Origin of the sequence: Kitasatospora sp. NPDC058170, assembly GCF_042883905.1 — a bacterium.
Lineage (GTDB): Bacteria > Actinomycetota > Actinomycetes > Streptomycetales > Streptomycetaceae > Kitasatospora.
In genome coordinates, this window is the sequence record NZ_JBHVUV010000042.1 from 47,087 (window position 1) to 64,003 (window position 16,917).

General features: G+C 75.1%; 12 protein-coding genes. 3 read left to right on the forward strand and 9 right to left on the reverse strand.

Features of this window, described 5'->3' with window-relative positions; genetic code table 11:
- Positions 1 to 11 precede the first annotated feature (11 nt).
- A complete protein-coding gene (locus ACFVVX_RS34215) occupies positions 12 to 3,269 on the reverse strand; it encodes a PDZ domain-containing protein (protein ID WP_387951504.1) in 3,258 nt (1,085 codons plus the stop codon).
- A 199-nt stretch (positions 3,270 to 3,468) separates the two neighbouring features.
- Here ACFVVX_RS34215 and ACFVVX_RS34220 point away from each other — a divergent pair, with 199 nt between their 5' ends.
- The 3 genes from ACFVVX_RS34220 to ACFVVX_RS34230 all read left to right on the forward strand — a co-directional run bounded on the left by ACFVVX_RS34220 (position 3,469) and on the right by ACFVVX_RS34230 (position 8,001).
- The gene (locus ACFVVX_RS34220; RefSeq protein ID WP_387951506.1) at positions 3,469 to 5,310 is read left to right on the forward strand and encodes an asparagine synthetase B family protein; all 1,842 of its coding nucleotides are present in this window, start codon (positions 3,469 to 3,471) and stop codon (positions 5,308 to 5,310) included.
- A gap of 112 nt (positions 5,311 to 5,422) precedes the next feature.
- Entirely contained in the window at positions 5,423 to 7,009 is a 1,587-nt protein-coding gene (locus ACFVVX_RS34225) for an amino acid adenylation domain-containing protein (RefSeq protein ID WP_387951508.1), read from the forward strand.
- A 122-nt stretch (positions 7,010 to 7,131) separates the two neighbouring features.
- The gene (locus ACFVVX_RS34230; protein ID WP_387951510.1) at positions 7,132 to 8,001 is read left to right on the forward strand and encodes an S-methyl-5'-thioadenosine phosphorylase; all 870 of its coding nucleotides are present in this window, start codon (positions 7,132 to 7,134) and stop codon (positions 7,999 to 8,001) included.
- A 102-nt stretch (positions 8,002 to 8,103) separates the two neighbouring features.
- Here the strand turns inward: ACFVVX_RS34230 and ACFVVX_RS34235 are convergent, their stop codons facing one another.
- From ACFVVX_RS34235 to ACFVVX_RS34270, 8 genes are all read right to left on the reverse strand, one after another.
- Positions 8,104 to 8,484, reverse strand: coding sequence for a CBS domain-containing protein (locus tag ACFVVX_RS34235; protein WP_387951512.1), 381 nt, complete (start codon positions 8,482 to 8,484; stop codon positions 8,104 to 8,106).
- Positions 8,485 to 8,687: 203 nt separating this feature from the next.
- A complete protein-coding gene (locus ACFVVX_RS34240; RefSeq protein WP_387951514.1) occupies positions 8,688 to 10,253 on the reverse strand; it encodes a DEAD/DEAH box helicase in 1,566 nt (521 codons plus the stop codon).
- Positions 10,254 to 10,620: 367 nt separating this feature from the next.
- The gene (locus ACFVVX_RS34245) at positions 10,621 to 10,824 is read right to left on the reverse strand and encodes a cold-shock protein (RefSeq protein ID WP_030918248.1); all 204 of its coding nucleotides are present in this window, start codon (positions 10,822 to 10,824) and stop codon (positions 10,621 to 10,623) included.
- Between the two features lie 718 nt (positions 10,825 to 11,542).
- Positions 11,543 to 12,829: a sensor histidine kinase gene (locus ACFVVX_RS34250; protein WP_387951516.1), complete on the reverse strand. Its 1,287-nt coding sequence runs from the start codon at positions 12,827 to 12,829 to the stop codon at positions 11,543 to 11,545.
- Entirely contained in the window at positions 12,826 to 13,644 is an 819-nt protein-coding gene (locus ACFVVX_RS34255) for a response regulator (RefSeq protein ID WP_387951518.1), read from the reverse strand. The genes ACFVVX_RS34250 and ACFVVX_RS34255 overlap by 4 nt, the downstream gene beginning before the upstream one ends.
- Entirely contained in the window at positions 13,641 to 14,528 is an 888-nt protein-coding gene (locus ACFVVX_RS34260) for a hypothetical protein (protein WP_387951520.1), read from the reverse strand. The genes ACFVVX_RS34255 and ACFVVX_RS34260 overlap by 4 nt, the downstream gene beginning before the upstream one ends.
- A gap of 272 nt (positions 14,529 to 14,800) precedes the next feature.
- A complete protein-coding gene (locus ACFVVX_RS34265; protein WP_387951522.1) occupies positions 14,801 to 15,742 on the reverse strand; it encodes a class F sortase in 942 nt (313 codons plus the stop codon).
- Positions 15,729 to 16,193 (reverse strand): sortase-dependent protein, encoded by a 465-nt coding sequence (locus tag ACFVVX_RS34270; RefSeq protein WP_387951524.1) that lies wholly within the window; start codon positions 16,191 to 16,193, stop codon positions 15,729 to 15,731. The genes ACFVVX_RS34265 and ACFVVX_RS34270 overlap by 14 nt, the downstream gene beginning before the upstream one ends.
- Positions 16,194 to 16,917 lie beyond the last annotated feature (724 nt).

Consider the following 16,917-nt stretch of genomic DNA (forward strand, 5'->3'; position numbering starts at 1 on the left):
CCCGCCCCCGGTCAGTGGCGGCCGAGGCGGCGCGGGGACGGCGCGGGCAGCGGCGGCGGCGTGTGGGACGGGGTGGTCCCGAGGGCGGTGAGGGCGAGCCCGACCGCCGTGTCGAGCTGGGGATCGCGCCCCGCCTGCCAGTCCTGCGGAGTGCGGACCGACTCGACATCCGGGTCGACGCCGCGGTTCTCCACGTCCCAGCCGTACTCCTGGAGCCAGTTGGCGGACTTCGGCTGGGTCACCCCCGTCCCGTCCACCAGCGTGTAGCGCAGGTCGATGCCGATCACGGCGCCGGAGGTACGGACGCCGACCAGCGGGCCGACCCCCAGAGCCTGCAGGGCCGCGGCGGCGACCTCGCCGTCGGAGCCGGTGAACTCGTTGACGACCACGGCCACGGGACCCCGGGGCGCGGTGCGCGGGTAGCCGACCGGCTGCGCCCACCGGGCACGGCTCCACCCCACGGTCCGGCGGGCGAGCTGTTCCACGATCAGTTGCGAGAGCGTGCCGCCCCGGTTCTCCCGCAGGTCCACCACCAGCCCCTCGCGGGCCGCCTCGGTCCGCAGGTCGCGGTGGAACTGCGCCCAGCCGGCGCCGAGCATGTCCGGCACGTGCAGGTAGCCCAGCCGTCCGCCGGAGGCGCGGTGGACCAGCGCCCGCCGGCCGGCCACCCAGTCGTGGTAGCGCAGCGGCTCCTCGTCCGCCAGCGGGACCACCACGACCGACCGGTGCTCGCCGGACGCCGTGCGCACGGTCAGCTCGACCGGTCGGCCGGCCGTGCCGAGCAGCAGCGGGGCGGGCCCGGTGACCGGGTCCACCGGCCGGCCGCCCACGGCGACGAGCACGTCGCCCGGGGCCACCGCGACGCCCGGCGCCGCCAGCGGGGAGAGCGCCCGCGGATCGGAGGACTCGGAGGGCAGCACCCGGTCGATCCGCCACCGGTGGCCGGCGTCGCGGACCAGGTCCGCGCCGAGCAGGCCCGGGCGGAGCCGGGGGTCGCCGCCGTCCGGGGGCGGACTGACGAAGGCGTGCGAGGTGCCCAGTTCGCCCTGCACCTCCCAGAGCAGGTCGGCCAGGTCGTCGTGGGAGGCGATCCGGTCGAGCAGCGGCCGGTAGCGCTCCAGCACGCCGTCCCAGTCCACGCCGGACATGTCGGCGCGCCAGAAGTTGTCCCGCATCAGCCGTCCGGCCTCCGCGTACATCTGGCGCCACTCGGCCGCGGGCTCGACCCACACCCGGATCCCTTCGAGGTCGACCGGGGCCGTGGGACCGCCGTCCACCGGCCCGGCGTGCAGTCCGCCGCCGCGGCGCAGCAGCAGCCCGGTGCCGTCACCGCTCACGGCGAAGCCCGTGACGCCCTCCTCGGGTGCCAGCGGCGCCCGGCGGGCGAGGTCGTAGCCCTCCAGGGCCGGCGGGGCGGGCCGGGCTCCCGGCGTGGCGGCCGCCGCCCCGGTGAGACCGGCCGGCGGCTCCCGCAGCCAGAGGACCTTCGAACCGGCGGTGCGCAGCGCCGTGCAGCGGCCGGCCTCGACCGGGAACGGCACGGTCCGGGCGGCCAGGCCCTCGGGGTCGATCCCGATGGCCGCCGCGGCGGCGGGGCCGCCGCCCGGGGCCGGGCCGGGCGCCCACGGGTCGAACGGTGACGGGGTGCCGACGGCCAGGGCCATCAGGTACGGGCGGCAGGCGAGCGGGAACGACATGTCGAGCGAGTGCGTGTCCGGCACCGGGTCGAAGACCCGCTCGGAGAGGAACGCCAGGTAGGCCCCGTCGGGGGTGAAGGCCGGGGAGTGGTCGTTGAAGCGCGGTGCGGTGGCGTCCAGGACCTCCCCCGTCCGGGTGTCGGCGAGCCGCAGCCACCGCAGCGGGCGGGGTCCGGCCTGCGACCAGGCCAGCCGGCGGGAGTCGGGGGAGAAGGCCAGCCCGGTCGCGTCACCGTGGTCGCCGGCGGCCAGCTCCCGGACCTCGCCGGTGGCCCACTCCACCAGCAGCACCCGGCCGTCGTGGGCGGCCACCGCGGCCAGCCGGCCGTCCGGGGAGACCTCGAGTTCGAGCACCCGGCCGAGCCGCCCGGCCGCGACCCGGCGCCGCTGTCCGCCGACGCCCGCGTCCCCGCCGCCCGCGTCCCCGCGGCCGTCCCCGTTCCCGTTACCGTCTCCGCCGCCGTCCCCGGCGGGAGCGCACTCCAGCGCGTCCTCGCCCTCGGCATCGGTCACCCAGCCCGCCATGGCGCACCCGTCGGCGCGGAAGGAGCGCGGGAGGCGGGCCCGGACCCCGGGCTCCGCGGTCAGGACGCGAACCGGCCCGCGCCGGTGCGGCAGCAGCTGGACGGTGCCGCGCACCTCCACCACGCTGCTCCGGCCGGTGTGGTCGGGGCGGGCGTCCCCGAGGCGGTCGGCGGCGCGGACCGGGTACGGCCCCAGCCGGGCGCGGCCGCCGCCCAGCCGCACCTCGACCGGGGACGGCTCCGCGTCGAGGTGCTCCAGCAGGTGGAGGCCGCCGGCGCGGGCGTGGACGACGCGGCGGCCGTCGGTGGCGGCCTGCCGCGCGTAGCAGTCCCGCAGCCCGGTGTGCCGCCGCAGCTCCCTGCCGTCGGGCCGGCAGGAGTAGAGGGCGCCCGAGCCCTCGTGGTCGGAGAGGAAGGCGATCCGGTCGCCGACCCACATCGGGCACTCCAGCGAGCCGTCCAGTTCGGCCAGGATCCGCCGGGGCCCGCCGTGGCCGCCCTGGTCCGACCAGAGCTTTCCGGCGAGCCCGCCCCGGTAGCCCTTCCAGTCCACGGACTCACGGATCATCGTGGCCGACGAGAGCACCACCCGGCCCTGCGGTCCGAAGGCGATGTCGCCGAGCGGCCCGTACGGCAGCCGCTCGCCCGGACCGCCGTCGAGCGGGAGTGCGTACGCCCAGGGGCGGCGCTGGGTGGGCTGGCCGTGGGTGGTGGTGGCCACCACCCGGCCGTCCGGGGTCCAGCCGGAGACGGCGGTCCGCCAGACGCCCCAGTGGGTCAGCCGGCGCACCGGGCCGCCCTCCACGGGGGCGAGGCACACCTCGGTGCCGGAGCCGGAGCCCGCGGTGAAGGCGATGTGCCGGCCGTCCGGGGAGATCCTCGGCCGGGCCACGGGCTGCCCGCCGTCGGTGATCCGCCAGGCGCGCCCGGTCCGCACGGCGCCGGAGCTGCCGCCGGGTTCGAGCGGGGCGACCCACACGCAGTCCTCGGCGGTGAAGGTGAGCAGGTCGCCGCGCAGGTGCGGGAACCGGAGGTAGGAAGCCTGCATCGATCTCGTCCCGTTCACGTCCGCCGACGCGCTCGCGTGCGCGCCGGTCGCCGGAGCAGGACCGTGTCACGGGCACGCGCGGGCCGTCACTGCGGAAAGCCGCAGCGGCCGCGCCGCCGGGGCGCTTGCGGCTTCCCGCAGTGGCCCGGGCCGCCGGGACTGCCACGCTGCCACCGAGTGCGGTTGACCGAGGAGGGGCATGTCCGGAATAGCCGGTTGGGTGGATCGTGGGCGGGACCTCGCGGCACAGGAGCTGTCGGCGGCCCGGCTGGCAGCCGGGCTGGCGGCCCGGGGCCAGGCCGGTGAGGGCTGGCTGACCGATCGCCACGCGGTGTTCGCACAGCGGGTCGACGCCGCCTGGACCGGCCCGGCGCACCCGGCCGCGGTGCACCGGGACGGGGTGCTCGTGGCGATGGCCGTCTGTGACGGGTACCTGCACAACGGCGAGGAGCTGTGGCGCGCGGCGGCGGCCAGGAGCGCGGCCCCCGCAGCCCGCCGGCCGGGTGCGCCGGACCGGGGGGAGCCCTCCGTCTCCGAGGTGCTGCTGCGCGCCTACCTGGCCTGGGGGCAGGACGCCCTGCCCCGGCTGGAGGGCTGCTTCGCCTTCGCGATCTGGGACGCCCGGAGGTCCGAACTCCTGCTCGGCCGGGACCGGTTGGGCGTGCAGCCGCTGAGCTACCTGCCGACCCCGGACGGCGCCGTGTTCGCCTCCGACGTGGCCGTCCTGGCGGAACACCCCGTGGTCACACCAGAGTTGGACGCCGACGGACTGTGTGGAGTGCTGACCCAGCTCCGGCCCTGGGGCCGCGGCGCCCTGCGCGGGGTGCGCGAGGTGCCCCCCGCACACCTCGTCCGGATCGGCGTGGACGGCGAACGCGCGCACCGCTACTGGTCGTTGGAGGCGCGTCCGCACACGCTCGACCGCAACGCCACCATCGAGCGGGCGGGTGAACTGCTGCGCAGCGCCGTCGAACGCGACGCGCGGGGCACCGATCCGGCCGTGCTGCTCTCCGGCGGGCTCGACTCCAGCGCGCTGACCGGCCTGGTCGCCTCCGGGACGGGCAAGCCGCCGCGGACCTTCACCGTCGTGTTCGGCTCCACCGCCGCGGCCGTCCCCGACCGGCCGTTCGCCCGCGAGGTCGCCGAGTTCTGGGGCTGCGATGCCCGGGAGGTGACGGTCCGCCCGGAGGAGCTGTCCGACCCGGTGGCCCTGGCCGACGTGCTGTCCGCCAAGGACTACCCCTCGCCGTTCGGGGACAAGGACACCACGCCGTACCTGTTCAGCCGCCAGGTCGCCCGCCGGGTACCGGTGGTGCTCAGCGGCGAGGCCGCGGACTCCGTCTTCGGCGGGATCGGCGGGGCGATCGACGGGGGGCGCAGGCTGGACAGCTTCCCGTGGATCGAGCGGGCCCGCCGGTTCGGCGTGGAGCACGGCATCGGCACCGGGCTGTTCGCCCCCGAGCTGCTGCGCGACATCGACGTCACGGGCTACCTCGACCGGCGCTTCCACGAGGCGAGCGCCGAGGTGCCCTACCTGCCCGGCGAGCCGGCCGTGCACGCGCTGGCCCGCCAGGTGGACTACCTGGTGGTGACCCGGCTGCTGGAACAGGGCGTCGGCCACTCGGAGCGGCTGTCCGCGGCGGCCGGGCTCCAGGTGCGGTTCCCGTTCCTGGACCACCGGCTGCTCACGTTCCTGTACAACGTCCCCCCCGAGGTGAAGAGCTTCGACGGGCGGGAGAAGAGCCTGCTGCGGGCGATCGCCCGGGACCTCCTCCCCGACTCGGTGCTGGCCAGGGCGAAGGTCCCCTATCCGATCACCTACGCCGGGCAGTACAAGGCGGCCCTGCTGCAGCGGTTGAGAGACCTGCTCGACGACCCGGGCGCGCCGGTGCTGCCGCTGGTGGACGCCGCGGCGGTGAAGCGCCTCCTGGACACCCCGGACCTGATGGACCGGGGCGGCTGGATCGGCCGGGCCGACGTCGAGATGGTGCTGAAGTGCGACGCCTGGCTGCGGCGGCTCCGGGTGGGCATCCGCCTGTGACCGGCGCACGCGGCCCCGCCGCGACCCGCCGCCACCCCACCCGTCTCCGCACCTGTCTCCGCAACCCGGTGCACCTCCCCGGAAACCCGACGCACGGAAGAGGACGAACCTGATGCCGATCACACCGCCGACGGGCTCCGCGCTGTACCGGCTCTTCGCCGACCGGGCCGCCCGCGGCCCCGGGGGCCAGGCGGTCCGCGACGAGTACGGGACCGTCCTGACCTACGGCGAACTGGCCTCCCGCGCCGAGGCGTTGGCCGCCGCCGTCCGCGAGGGCTGCCCGGGCACCGGCCGCCGGGTCGGACTCCACCTCGGCCGGACGGCCGACCTGGTCACGGCCGTGCTCGCGGTGGTCGCGGCGGGCCACGTCTACGTCCCGCTGGACCCGGCCTACCCCGGGGACCGGCTGCGCTTCATGGCCGAGGACAGCGATCTGGCGCTGGTGCTCTCCGACCGGGAGCCGTCCGGGGCGCTGGACGGCCTGCAGGTGCTGCGCGTCGACGCCTTCGACTGGACGCGCCCGGCGGACGGCGGTGACGGCGCCGGGGACGGTGCTGCGTCGGGCTCGACCCCGCTCGTCGCCGAGGTGCCGGAGGACGCGATCGCCTACGTCATCTACACCTCCGGGTCCACCGGGCAGCCGAAGGGCGTCGAGGTGCGCGGGCGCAGCGTGGTCGCCATGGTGGAGTCGGTCCGGTCCTGCTACGACTTCACCGAGCGCGACGTGTGGACGCTGTTCCACTCGTACTGCTTCGACTTCTCGGTGTGGGAGATGTGGGGGGCCCTGGCCACGGGCGCCTGCCTGGTGGTCGTCCCGGTGGCGACCGCGCAGTCGCCGCGCGCCTGCGCGGAGCTGCTGGTCCGCGAGCGCGTGACGGTGATGAGCGTGGTCCCGACGGTCTTCCGCTACCTGGTGGCCGCGCTCCGCGCGGTGCCGCGGCACGGGGTCGCGCTGCGCCGGGTCATCTTCGGCGGCGAGGCGGTGGTGCCGTCCGACATCCGCGCCTACCGCGAACTTCTCGGCAGCGGGTGCGAGTTCGTCAACACGTACGGCATCACCGAGACCACCGTCTTCGTGAGCACCCGGACCCTGACGGACGCCGAACTGGACCGGCCGGGAGGGGACGACCGCTTCGCCACCGAGCTGGGCCGGCCGCTGGACGGCTGGGAGGTGCAGGTGCTCGACGAGCACGGACTCCCGGTGCCGGTGGGCGGCTGCGGCGAGATCCACGTCGCGGGCGCGGGCGTCGCCGTCGGCTACCTGGGCCGCCCCGACCGCACCGAGGAGTGCTTCCGCCCGCTGGCCCTGCCCGGCCGGCGGCCCGAGCGGTACTACCGCAGCGGGGACCTGGCGATCCGCACCGGCGAGGACGTGTACTGCTACGCGGGCCGGGTCGACGACCAGGTGAAGATCAACGGGTTCCGGATCGAACCGGGCGAGGTGGAGGCGTTGCTGCGCGGCATCCCGGACGTGGCGGACGCCGCCGTCGTCCCCACCCCCAGCCGGACCGGCGGGCGGATGCTGACCGCCTTCTGCACCGCCGGATCGGGCATCGCCGCCGAGGAGTTGCAGCGCCGTGCCCGCCGCCTGCTGCCCGGCCACCTGGTGCCCGGCCGCTTCGTCCTCCTGCCGGAGCTGCCGCGCAACCCGTCCGGCAAGACGGACCGCCGGGCGCTACGCAGCCTGGGCGAGGGGTAGGCCACCGGGGGGCGACCCCACGACCAGAACCACTACAGCAGCGACAGCGACCACAGCGGCGACAACGACCACAGCGGCGACAGCGACCACAGCGGCGACAACTCTCCAGACAGGTGACGAAGATGACGAATGTTTCCCCGGCGGACTTCGGTGCGGCTCCGCGCGCCGACCTGGGCGTGATCGGCGGCTCCGGCCTGTACGCGCTGCTGGACGACGTGGCCGAGGTGCGGGTCGACACTCCGTACGGGCCGCCCAGTGACGCGCTGTTCCTGGGGGAGGTGGCCGGGCGCCGGGTGGCCTTCCTGCCCCGGCACGGGCGGGGCCACGGCCTGCCGCCGCACCGGATCAACTACCGGGCCAACCTGTGGGCGCTGCACTCGCTGGGCGTGCGCCAGGTGCTGGCGCCGTGCGCGGTGGGCGGGCTGCGCCCGGAGTACGGGCCCGGGACGCTGCTGGTGCCGGACCAGTTCGTCGACCGCACCTCCGGCCGGGTGCAGACCTACTACGACGGCCTGCCGCTGTCCGACGGGACGCTCCCCGAGGTGGTGCACGTGTCGATGGCCGACCCGTACTGCCCGGCGGGCCGGTCGGCCGCCCTGGACGCGGCCCGCGACGCGGCCTGGGAGCCGGTCGACGGCGGCACCCTGGCGGTGATCGAGGGCCCGCGCTTCTCCACCCGCGCCGAGTCCCGCTGGTTCACCGCCAACGGCTGGTCGGTGGTCGGCATGACCGGCCACCCGGAGGCCGTCCTGGCCCGCGAACTCGGCCTCTGCTACACCTCGTTGGCGCTGGTCACCGACCTCGACGCCGGGGTGGAGAGCGGCGAGGGCGTCACCCACGCCGAGGTGCTGAAGGTCTTCGCCGGCAACGTTGACCGGCTGCGCACCGTGCTCTTCAAGGCGCTGGAGAGGCTGCCCGCCGACCGGGACTGCCTCTGCTCGCACGCCCTGGACGGCCTCACGACGGGCCTGCCGGGCGTCACCGGCGCCTGACCCCGCGGGTGCCGCCACCGACACCGCCACCGACACCGCCGCCCCGCCCGCGCCGAATCGCGCGAGCGGGGCGGCGGCGGTATCACCGGGACCCGCGTCGTCCTAGGAGCTCAGCAGGCCGATGACGTGGCCGTCCTGGTCCACCACCGGCCAGGCGTCCAGGCCGCGGGCCCGCATGGCGGCGGCCGCGTCGGCGGCGGGCATCCCGGCGGTGGCGAACGGGGCGCGGTCGAGGACGATGTCGCGGACCGGGGTGCGCTCGGTGTACCAGGACCGGGCCTGGAACGGCGCGAGGTGCAGACGGGTCAGCAGACCGGCGCAGCGGCCGGCGTCGTCGCGCACCAGGAGGTGGTCCGCGCCGGAGCTCTGCAGGATGTCCATCGCCGTGTCGACCATGACGTCGTCGCTGATCTGCAGCTCCGGGCGCTTCATCAGGTCACCGACCGTGGCGCTGGTCGCGGGGCGTTCGACGGTGGCGGTCATGGCGGACTCCTTCGTGTCGCTCCCGCCGGTGATGGCGGCGATCAGGGTGTCGGTGATCGGGGGTGTCGGTCATCGGGGGTGCCGGCGGCATTCCTGCCGCCGGCACCAGCCGGTGCGTGCTGCGGGCCGGGGCGGCGTTCCAGGACGTCCGGAGGTCCTGTCCGGCCTGCGCCTGCGCCTGCGCTGCCCCTATGCGCCTACGCCTACGCGGCGAGGGCGACGCGTCGCGGCGCCCGTCGGCGGGAGCCGGAGCCGGAGCCCGAGCCGGTGGCGGCCTGCGGGTTGCGCTCGCCGTACGGGGGACGGCTGCGGCGGTTGCGGCCCGCGCTGCGGCGGGGCCGCTCGACCACGGGGTCGGCGATCACGACGGGCACGCCGGTGGGCGTGCGGGCGCCGGTGATCCGGGCCAGCTCCTCGTCGCCGGAGCTGACCCGGGTGGTGACGGGGGTGATGGCGGCCGTGGCCATCATGCGGGCCATCTCGCGGCGCTGGTTGGGCAGCACCAGCGTGACGACGGTGCCGGACTCGCCGGCCCGGGCCGTGCGCCCGCCGCGGTGCAGGTAGTCCTTGTGGTCGCTCGGCGGGTCCAGGTTGACGACCAGGTCGAGCCCGTCGACGTGGATGCCGCGGGCGGCGACGTTGGTCGCGATCAGCGCCGTCACCGCGCCGGTCCGGAACTGCTCCAGGGTGCGGGTGCGCTGCGGCTGGGACTTGCCCCCGTGCAGCGCGGCGGCCTTGACCCCGTTCGCGAGCAGGTCCTCCACCAGGCGGTCCGCGCCGTGCTTGGTGTCGATGAACATGATCACCCCGCGCTCGCGGGAGGCGATGTGGGCGATCGTGGCGTTCTTGTCGAAGTTCTGCACGTGCAGCACGTGGTGCTCCATGGTGCTGACCGCTCCCGCGGACGGGTCCACCGAGTGGGTGACCGGGTCCTTCAGGAACCGGCGCACCAGGCGGTCGACGTTGCGGTCCAGGGTGGCGGAGAACAGCATCGTCTGGCAGCCCTCGGCGACCTGCTCGAGGAGCTCGGTGACCTGCGGCAGGAAGCCCATGTCGGCCATCTGGTCGGCCTCGTCCAGGACGGCGATGCCGACCCCGTCCAGCTGGCAGTCGCCGCGCTGGATCAGGTCCTTGAGCCGGCCGGGGGTGGCCACCACGATCTCGGCGCCGCGGTTCAGCGCCTGCGCCTGGCGGCCGATCGACATCCCGCCCACCACGGTCGCCATCTTCAGGCGCACCGAGTGCGCGTAGGGGGTGAGCGCCTCGGTGACCTGCTGGGCGAGCTCCCGGGTGGGGACCAGCACCAGGGCCAGCGGCCGGCGCGGCTCGGCCCGCTGTCCGGCGACGCGGGCCAGGACGGCGAGACCGAACGCGATGGTCTTGCCCGAACCCGTACGCCCGCGGCCCAGCACGTCGCGGCCGGCCAGCGAGTTCGGCAGCGTCGCGGCCTGGATCGGGAACGGCGAGGTGACGCCCTGGCGGGTCAGCGTCGACAGCAGCGCCTTCGGCATGTCCAGCTCGTCGAAGGACTCGGCGGCCGGCAGCGCCGGAGTGGTGCTCACCGGCATCGCGAACTCGGTCTGCCGGGACGAGCCCTGGCGGCCGCCCTGGCCGGAGGGGCGGCGGCCGCCGGCCGGTCGCGAGCCGTAGAAGGAGCTGCCGCCGGAGTTGTTGCCGGAGCTTCCACCGGAGCGGCTGCCGCCGGACCGGGAGCCCGCGGCGGAGCGGGAGTTGGCGTTCTGGTACGAGGAGCGACTGGAGCGATTCATGCGAAAACCTTCCTCAGGGCGGCACGTCACGAGGATGGCTCTGCAGCGCGGGGCGCCGGCGGAGACCGCTGGGGAACGGGCCGGAAGTGTGGCGGGTGGAGCGTGGACGGTAGAACCGTGCGGCACGTCACCTACGGTCGGCGCTCACCTGAAAGGACGGGAGCGAAGAACCTCGAACCGTGAGTCGTCACGGCAGGGCGCCGATCCGGACGCGACGCCGTGCGTCTCGCGTGGGGATGGCCGCCGGTGGCGGAGCCAGGGGGCCTGAGCGGCCGGGGGTGGGTCGTGGCGCAATGCCGAGGGGCCCGCACCGGGCATGTACGCGGTGCGGGCCCCTCGCTGCTAGGCGGGTGCCGTGGCAGAAGAACTACAGCGGACGAATGTTCTCGGCCTGCGGGCCCTTCTGGCCCTGCGTGACGTCGAACTCGACCTTCTGGCCCTCGAGCAGCTCACGGAAGCCGTTGGCGTTGATGTTCGAGTAGTGGGCGAAGACGTCCGGGCCGCCACCCTCCTGCTCGATGAAGCCGAAGCCCTTTTCCGCGTTGAACCACTTCACAGTGCCATTAGCCATAAAAAAACTCCTTCAAGGGGCTGTCCGAAGCTCGCACCGTGCGAGCTCCGAGTCGCCGCGATGAGCACCCACCCGGGGAAGAGCCGGGAAACAAAAATGCGCCTGCGATACATCGAGCAGGCGCACACAAAGTTCATGGGAACCACTACTGCAACTAAAACGACTCTAGCAGGCCCGGGCCCGCCGCGGTGGATAATTTCGCCCCCGGTTCCGCAGGGGCCACCCTCCCGGACCGCCGCACCCGGACCGCCGGAGGCGTCAACACTGAGCGATATCAAGCCGGTTGGAGGCCTGCTCCTACGCCGTGTCCTGCCGGTGACTTCCCCGGCCGTGCCCTCGGAAGGTGGGTTCCGGAGGGACGCCGAGTGGACTCCCCTCACCGCGGACCCGGTCACGCGCAGTCATCGCGCCCACCGCCCCCGGCAACAGCGGAGACGGCGAACGGCTCGATTCGCATTCCGGACCGTCCGAAATTCGGGACCTCCCCGGGAGCCGTTCAAGTCCTTTCCCGCGCCTGCCGGAAAGAACGGCGAAATCGGCCCGCCGAGCGGAGCGGAGTGCAGCAGAACGCGACGCCGACGAAGGGGAACCGCCCCCTCGCCGACGCCACGGGTCTTCAGGGCCGCCAGTGGCCGAGGGCGTGCACCTGCGGCCTCGGCAGGGCGAGTTCCCTGCGGGCGAAGCGGTCGAGGGCCCGGGTCGGCGAGAGGTGGCGCGTCTAGAGCTGCCGCGGCCGCGAGGACTCCTGGTGGTCCCGGTCGAGGTCCTCGGGGGGTTCGCCGTCGTGGGCTGCTGCGGGGGGTAGGCGGAGGGTTGCCAGGGCGCCGCCGGCGGGGTGGTTGGTGAAGGTCAGGGTGGCGCCGATGACCCGGGCGTGGCCCTGGGCGATGGTCAGGCCCAAGCCGTGGCCGCGGCCGCGTTCGCGGACGCTGGTGCGGAAGCGCTGGGGGCCGTGGTGGAGCAGGTCGTCGGGGAAGCCGGGGCCGTGGTCGCGGACCGTGATCTGCAGGCCGTCCACGGTCAGCAGGACCGGGCCGGCGCCGTGGCGGTCGGCGTTGACCAGGAGGTTGCCCAGGATGCGGTCGAGCCGGCGCAGGTCGGTGCGGACCACCGCGCCGGCCCCGCCCGCCACCGTGACGGTCGGCTCCGCCAGGCCGGTCAGCGTGACCGTGCGGCGCACCGCGCGCTCCAGCGGCACCGCCGACAGGTCGGCCGTCTCGGCGTCGGCGTCCAGCCGGGACACCTCCAGCAGGTCCTCCACCAGGGAGCGCAGGACCTGCACCCGGTTGCGGACCAGTTCGGTCGGTCGGCCGGGGGGCAGCAGTTCGGCGGCCGTCACCAGTCCGGTGAGCGGGGTGCGCAGCTCGTGCGCCACGTCGGCGGTGAACTGCTGCTCGTCCTCCAGCCGGCGGTGCAGCGCCCGGGACATCGAGTCGACCGCCGCCGCGAGATCGGCGACCTCGTCGCGCCCGTCGACCAGCTCGCCGATCCGGGTGTCCGTACGGCCTGCGGCGATTCCGCGCGCGGCGGCCGCGGCGGTGCGCAGCCGGCGGCTGATCCGGTCCGCGACCAGGACCCCGGCCAGCACCGTCGTGAAGACCGACGCGGTGACGGCGATCAGGATGATCCGGTCCAGGTCGGCGATGGCCTGCCGGTCCTGGGCGAAGTCGACCCGGACGGAGAGCACCCCGCCCTCGACCGCACCGGCCGCCCACATGGCCTCGCCCTGCGGCCCGGTGGCCAGGACCGACCCCTGCCGCTCGTCGGACGCCAGGTTGCGCAGCCGCGCCGGGAGCGCCGGATCGTCCAGGGCGGTGGTGCGGCCGGTGATCGCGCGGTTGAGCTTGTAGGCGGCCAGCGACGAGTCGAGCGCGGTGAGCGCGGAGGCCCGGGCCTGGTCGACGTGCTGGCGGACCATCGCCTGGTGCACCAGCAGTCCGACGGTGACCGCGACCAGGACGGAGATCGCGGCGACGGCGGTGGCGATCTGGCGGCGCAGCGTCATACCGGCCGCCGCAGTTTGTAGCCGAAGCCGCGCACGGTCTCGATCCGGCCGGCGCCGATCTTCGCCCGCAGCCGCTGCACGTGGACGTCCACCACCCGGGTGTCGGCGCCCCACTCGTAGTCCCAGACCCGTTCCAGCAGGCTGGAGCGCTCCAGCACGATGCCGGGCGCGGCGGTGAACTCCAGCAGCAGCCGCAGTTCGGTCGGGGTGAGCGGGACGAGCCGGCCGTGCACCCGCACCTCCATGCTGTCGGTGTCCACCTCCATCCCGTCGAGGCTGCGCACGGTCCGGGCGGCCGGGACGGGGGGTACCCCCGGGGCGGGCGGTGCGGATGGTGGGGACTGCGGGAGCGGTGCGGAACCCGTCGGGTCGAGGGGCGCTGCTGCCGCCGGGTCCGGGGGCGGTGGCGGGGCGTCGGCGGCCGGGACCACCCGGACCCGGCGCAGCACCGTGCGGATCCGGGCCACCAGGACCGCGCTCTCGAACGGCTTCACGATGTAGTCGTCCGCGCCGGCCTCCAGCCCCGAGACCACGTCGACCGGGTCGGTGCGCGCGGACATCATCAGGATCGGCAGCTGGCTCTCCTCGCGGATCCGCCGGCAGAGGCCGACCCCGTCCAGGAGCGGCAGCATCACGTCGAGCAGCAGCAGGTCCGGGCGGACGGCCTGGAAGGTCTCCAGTCCCTCCAGGCCGTCGGCGGCCGTGGAGACCGGGAAGCCGTACCGTTCCAGGGCCATCCGGGTGGCCTCGCGGATCACCTCGTCGTCCTCGACGATCAGGATGTGCGGCTGGGCGGTCGGGACGGCGGGGTTCATGGCTTCGCTTCCGGGGCGGCTGGGGTCGGACGGACGGGGGAGGGGACGGCCGCACGCGGGGAGACGACCCCGGCGCCGGCCCCGCCCTCGGGTGTGGGGGGACGGCCGGGGACGGCCGCACCGGGGGACGGGCGGGTCCCGGAGGACGGCGTCACGGTGGGGGTGGCGGGCGAGGGGGCGGGGACCGTGCCGGGGTCGGCGGTGTTCCCCTGGCCGGGGCCGGGGACCGGGCCGATCCCCTCGACCTTCCGCTCCACCAGGCCGAGCCGGACCCCGTCCCAGCGGTAGTGGCTGCTGGTCCGGACGGACACCGTGGTCGGCTCGTACAGCCACAGCTCCGGGCCGATCGTCTGCGCGCTGAACCCCTTCAGCACCGGGACCCGCAGCACGGGGACGACACGGTCCCCGGCCAGGGTGTAGACGTGCAGCACCACCAGCTCGCCGGTGCCGACGGCGGTGACCAGTTCGTCCCGCCCGTCACCGGTGAGGTCGCGGTGCTCGGGGCTGCGGACCTCACAGGCGGGGCAGCCGTCGAGGGCTCGCCGTTCGTCCGGCGTCACCCCGGGGTCCTTGGCCAGCACGGTACGGACGTCGAGCACGGTGATGTCCTGGCCCGGCACGGTCACGTCCGGGACCGGCTGCGGCGGCGGATCGGTGGCCCGGCTGCCGTCCGCGGTCGGTGAGACCGGCGGCGGGGCGGCCGCCAGGTCCGACCAGAGCGGCTGGGGTACCGGGGGTGGTGTCACCCGCCCGGTCACGCCGTTCTCGCGCAGCTCGCCGGGCGTCGCGCACCCGGTGAGCGAACCGGCCAGCAGTCCGAGGAGCCCCGCGCCCGCCGCGGCGGACACCCGGACCCGCAGCCGGCTCCGAAGCGCTGCTGCCATGGTCGGATCCCTTCCTTCTGATCTGCGGTGATCCGCCGGTTCGTCGACGGTGGTAGGTCGTCCGGAGGGGAGCCCTCGGTTCCGGGGCGGGCTGGGCTGAACGGGTGAGGGCTTCAGCGGTCCATGATCTCTCTCCGGCCGCCGGGGGATCCGGGCGGGTGCGGGGTGCGGGGTACCCGGTGCTGGATGTCGGGGCGCGGGTGCGGACAGCGGGTACGCGCGGGCGGGGCCCGCGGCGGCGGCCGCGAGCCCCGCCCGCACAGGGGGCCTGCTCACCCGGTCGGGGTGGCCAGGTCCGCCAGGACGATGATGTTGTCGGTCCAGTGGCCGTCCGCGCCGATCCGGCCGCCACAGGTGATCAGGTGGAGCTCCGGCGCCTTGGTGTCGCCGTAGACCGTCTCGGTGGGGAAGTCGTTCTTCGGCGCCTGCAGCAGTGTGCGGACGCGGAAGGAGACCGTACTGCCGTCGGCCCGCCGGACCTGGATGGCGTCACCCGCCTTGAGCTTCGGCATCGCGTGGAAGACGGCCGGGCCGTGCGCGGTGTCGTAGTGCCCGATCAGGACGGAGGGGCCGGTCTCGCCGGGGGTCGGGCCGTTGCGGTACCAGCCGACGTCCCCGGCCCGGTCGGCGGACGGGACCTCGACCGTGCCGTCGGCGTTCAGGCCGAGGCCGGTGACCGGGGCGTCCACACCCGCGGCCGGGATGAGGAGTCTGGTCGGAACCGAGGCCGCGAAGGCCTGGGGGGTGGGGACGGGCGCGGCGGGTGCGGAGGCCGTGGCGGGAGCGGCTGCGCCGGCGCCCGCGGACGCCCCGGGAACGACGGCGGCGTTGTGGACGGACGTCTCCACGCGGACCACCGGGGTTTCCGGGCCCGAGAGGGCCACGGTGGCGCCGATCACCAGGCAGAGCAGTCCGGCGGCGCCGAAGGCGGTCCGGCGCAGTCCGGTCGGGCCGGGGTCGACCGTCCGCCGCCCGTGCCGGCCGCCGGGGCGCGTCCCACGGCGGCGCTCCGCACGGTCGGGCCGTCCGCCGCCGTCGGCCGCCAGGTCCGGCTGCGCCGTCCGGTGCGGCTGCGCCGTCCGCTCCGCTGTTTCGGCGGTCCCGGGCCGCCCGTCGTCCGGCAGGGGCCCGCCGCCCCACCCCGGTACGTGACCGTACGGGGGCGGGGCGACGGGGTGCCCGGAAGGCCCGGAACCGGTGTCAGCCGCGCGCACCGGAACGGCGGCGCAGGAGGGCGAAGCCCAGCACGCCGGCACCGACGGCGGCCACGGTGCCGCCGCCGACCAGCATGACGCCGGAGTTGCCGCCGGAGCTGGAGCCGTCCCCGGCAGCGGCCGCACCCTTGGGCACCTCGCGGACCTGCGGGGCGCCGCCTCCGGAGGCCTCCGGCCGGGCCGACGGGGTGGCGACGGACGGGGCACCCGGGGCGGCGGGGGCGGGGTCGCTCGGTCGGGCGGTCGGGGTGACCACGCCGGCACCCGCGGAGGGGCTGGCGGGGGAGGGCTTGGCGGGGGCGACGGCCGGGGACGGGGCGGCCGGGGCGGGGGCGCCTCCGTCGGCCCAGGCCGGTCCGGCGACGACGGTCAGCAGGGCGGCGCCGGTGAGGGCGCAGACCGCCAGGACGCGGCCGGCGGGCGAGCGGTGGGTACGGCTGCTCTTGGTCATGCGGTGGATCTCCTCGGTCGTGGACGTCGCTGCGGGATTCCTTACGGCTCCGCCGCGGCCCGCACCCGGCCGGAGGTGGCCGGGGCGACGTCACTGACGCTAGGGAGGCCGTGTCGCGGTCCCCGGCCGGTCGTGTCACGACGGTTCATCGGCCGCCCATCGGCTGTGTAACGGCGGTGGGCAGGTGTGACGACAGGTCGTGTGACGTCCGCCGTCACCCTCTCTGTACTGCTCTGCTCTGTACTGCTCTGTGCCGGACCCCTCCTCTGTCGGCCGGGGCCGGTGAGACGGTCCGGGCGGAGGGTTTGCCTGTGGCCCGGGACGGGCGTAGTGTTCTCTAGTCGCTCGGCTGGGAGCACCGGACACGCATTGGCGCGGACGGTCCCGGGGCGGCCAATCCACTGAAACACCACACCCGGTTCGGGCTGGGCTGCGTTCTGCCTTTTCGGCGTCGCGGCTCGGGTCCAATGCGGCGTGCCCGTTTATATGGATTGCGGCCGGATTCGCTTTCTGCAGCGAGGATCGGCTAGAGTTTGAAACGTCGGACGGGGCATCAAGCCGCAGAAGACAGCAGCGAGTTGGATGAAGGAAGCGCCGGAAACGGCACGGAAAACATCTGATAAGCTGAGAACACGAAAGAACGAAGCGCCCGGAGGGCCTGCTGGAAGGCAGACCGAAGGAAGTGTCCGTTCCTTGAGAACTCAACAGCGTGCCAAAAGTCAAC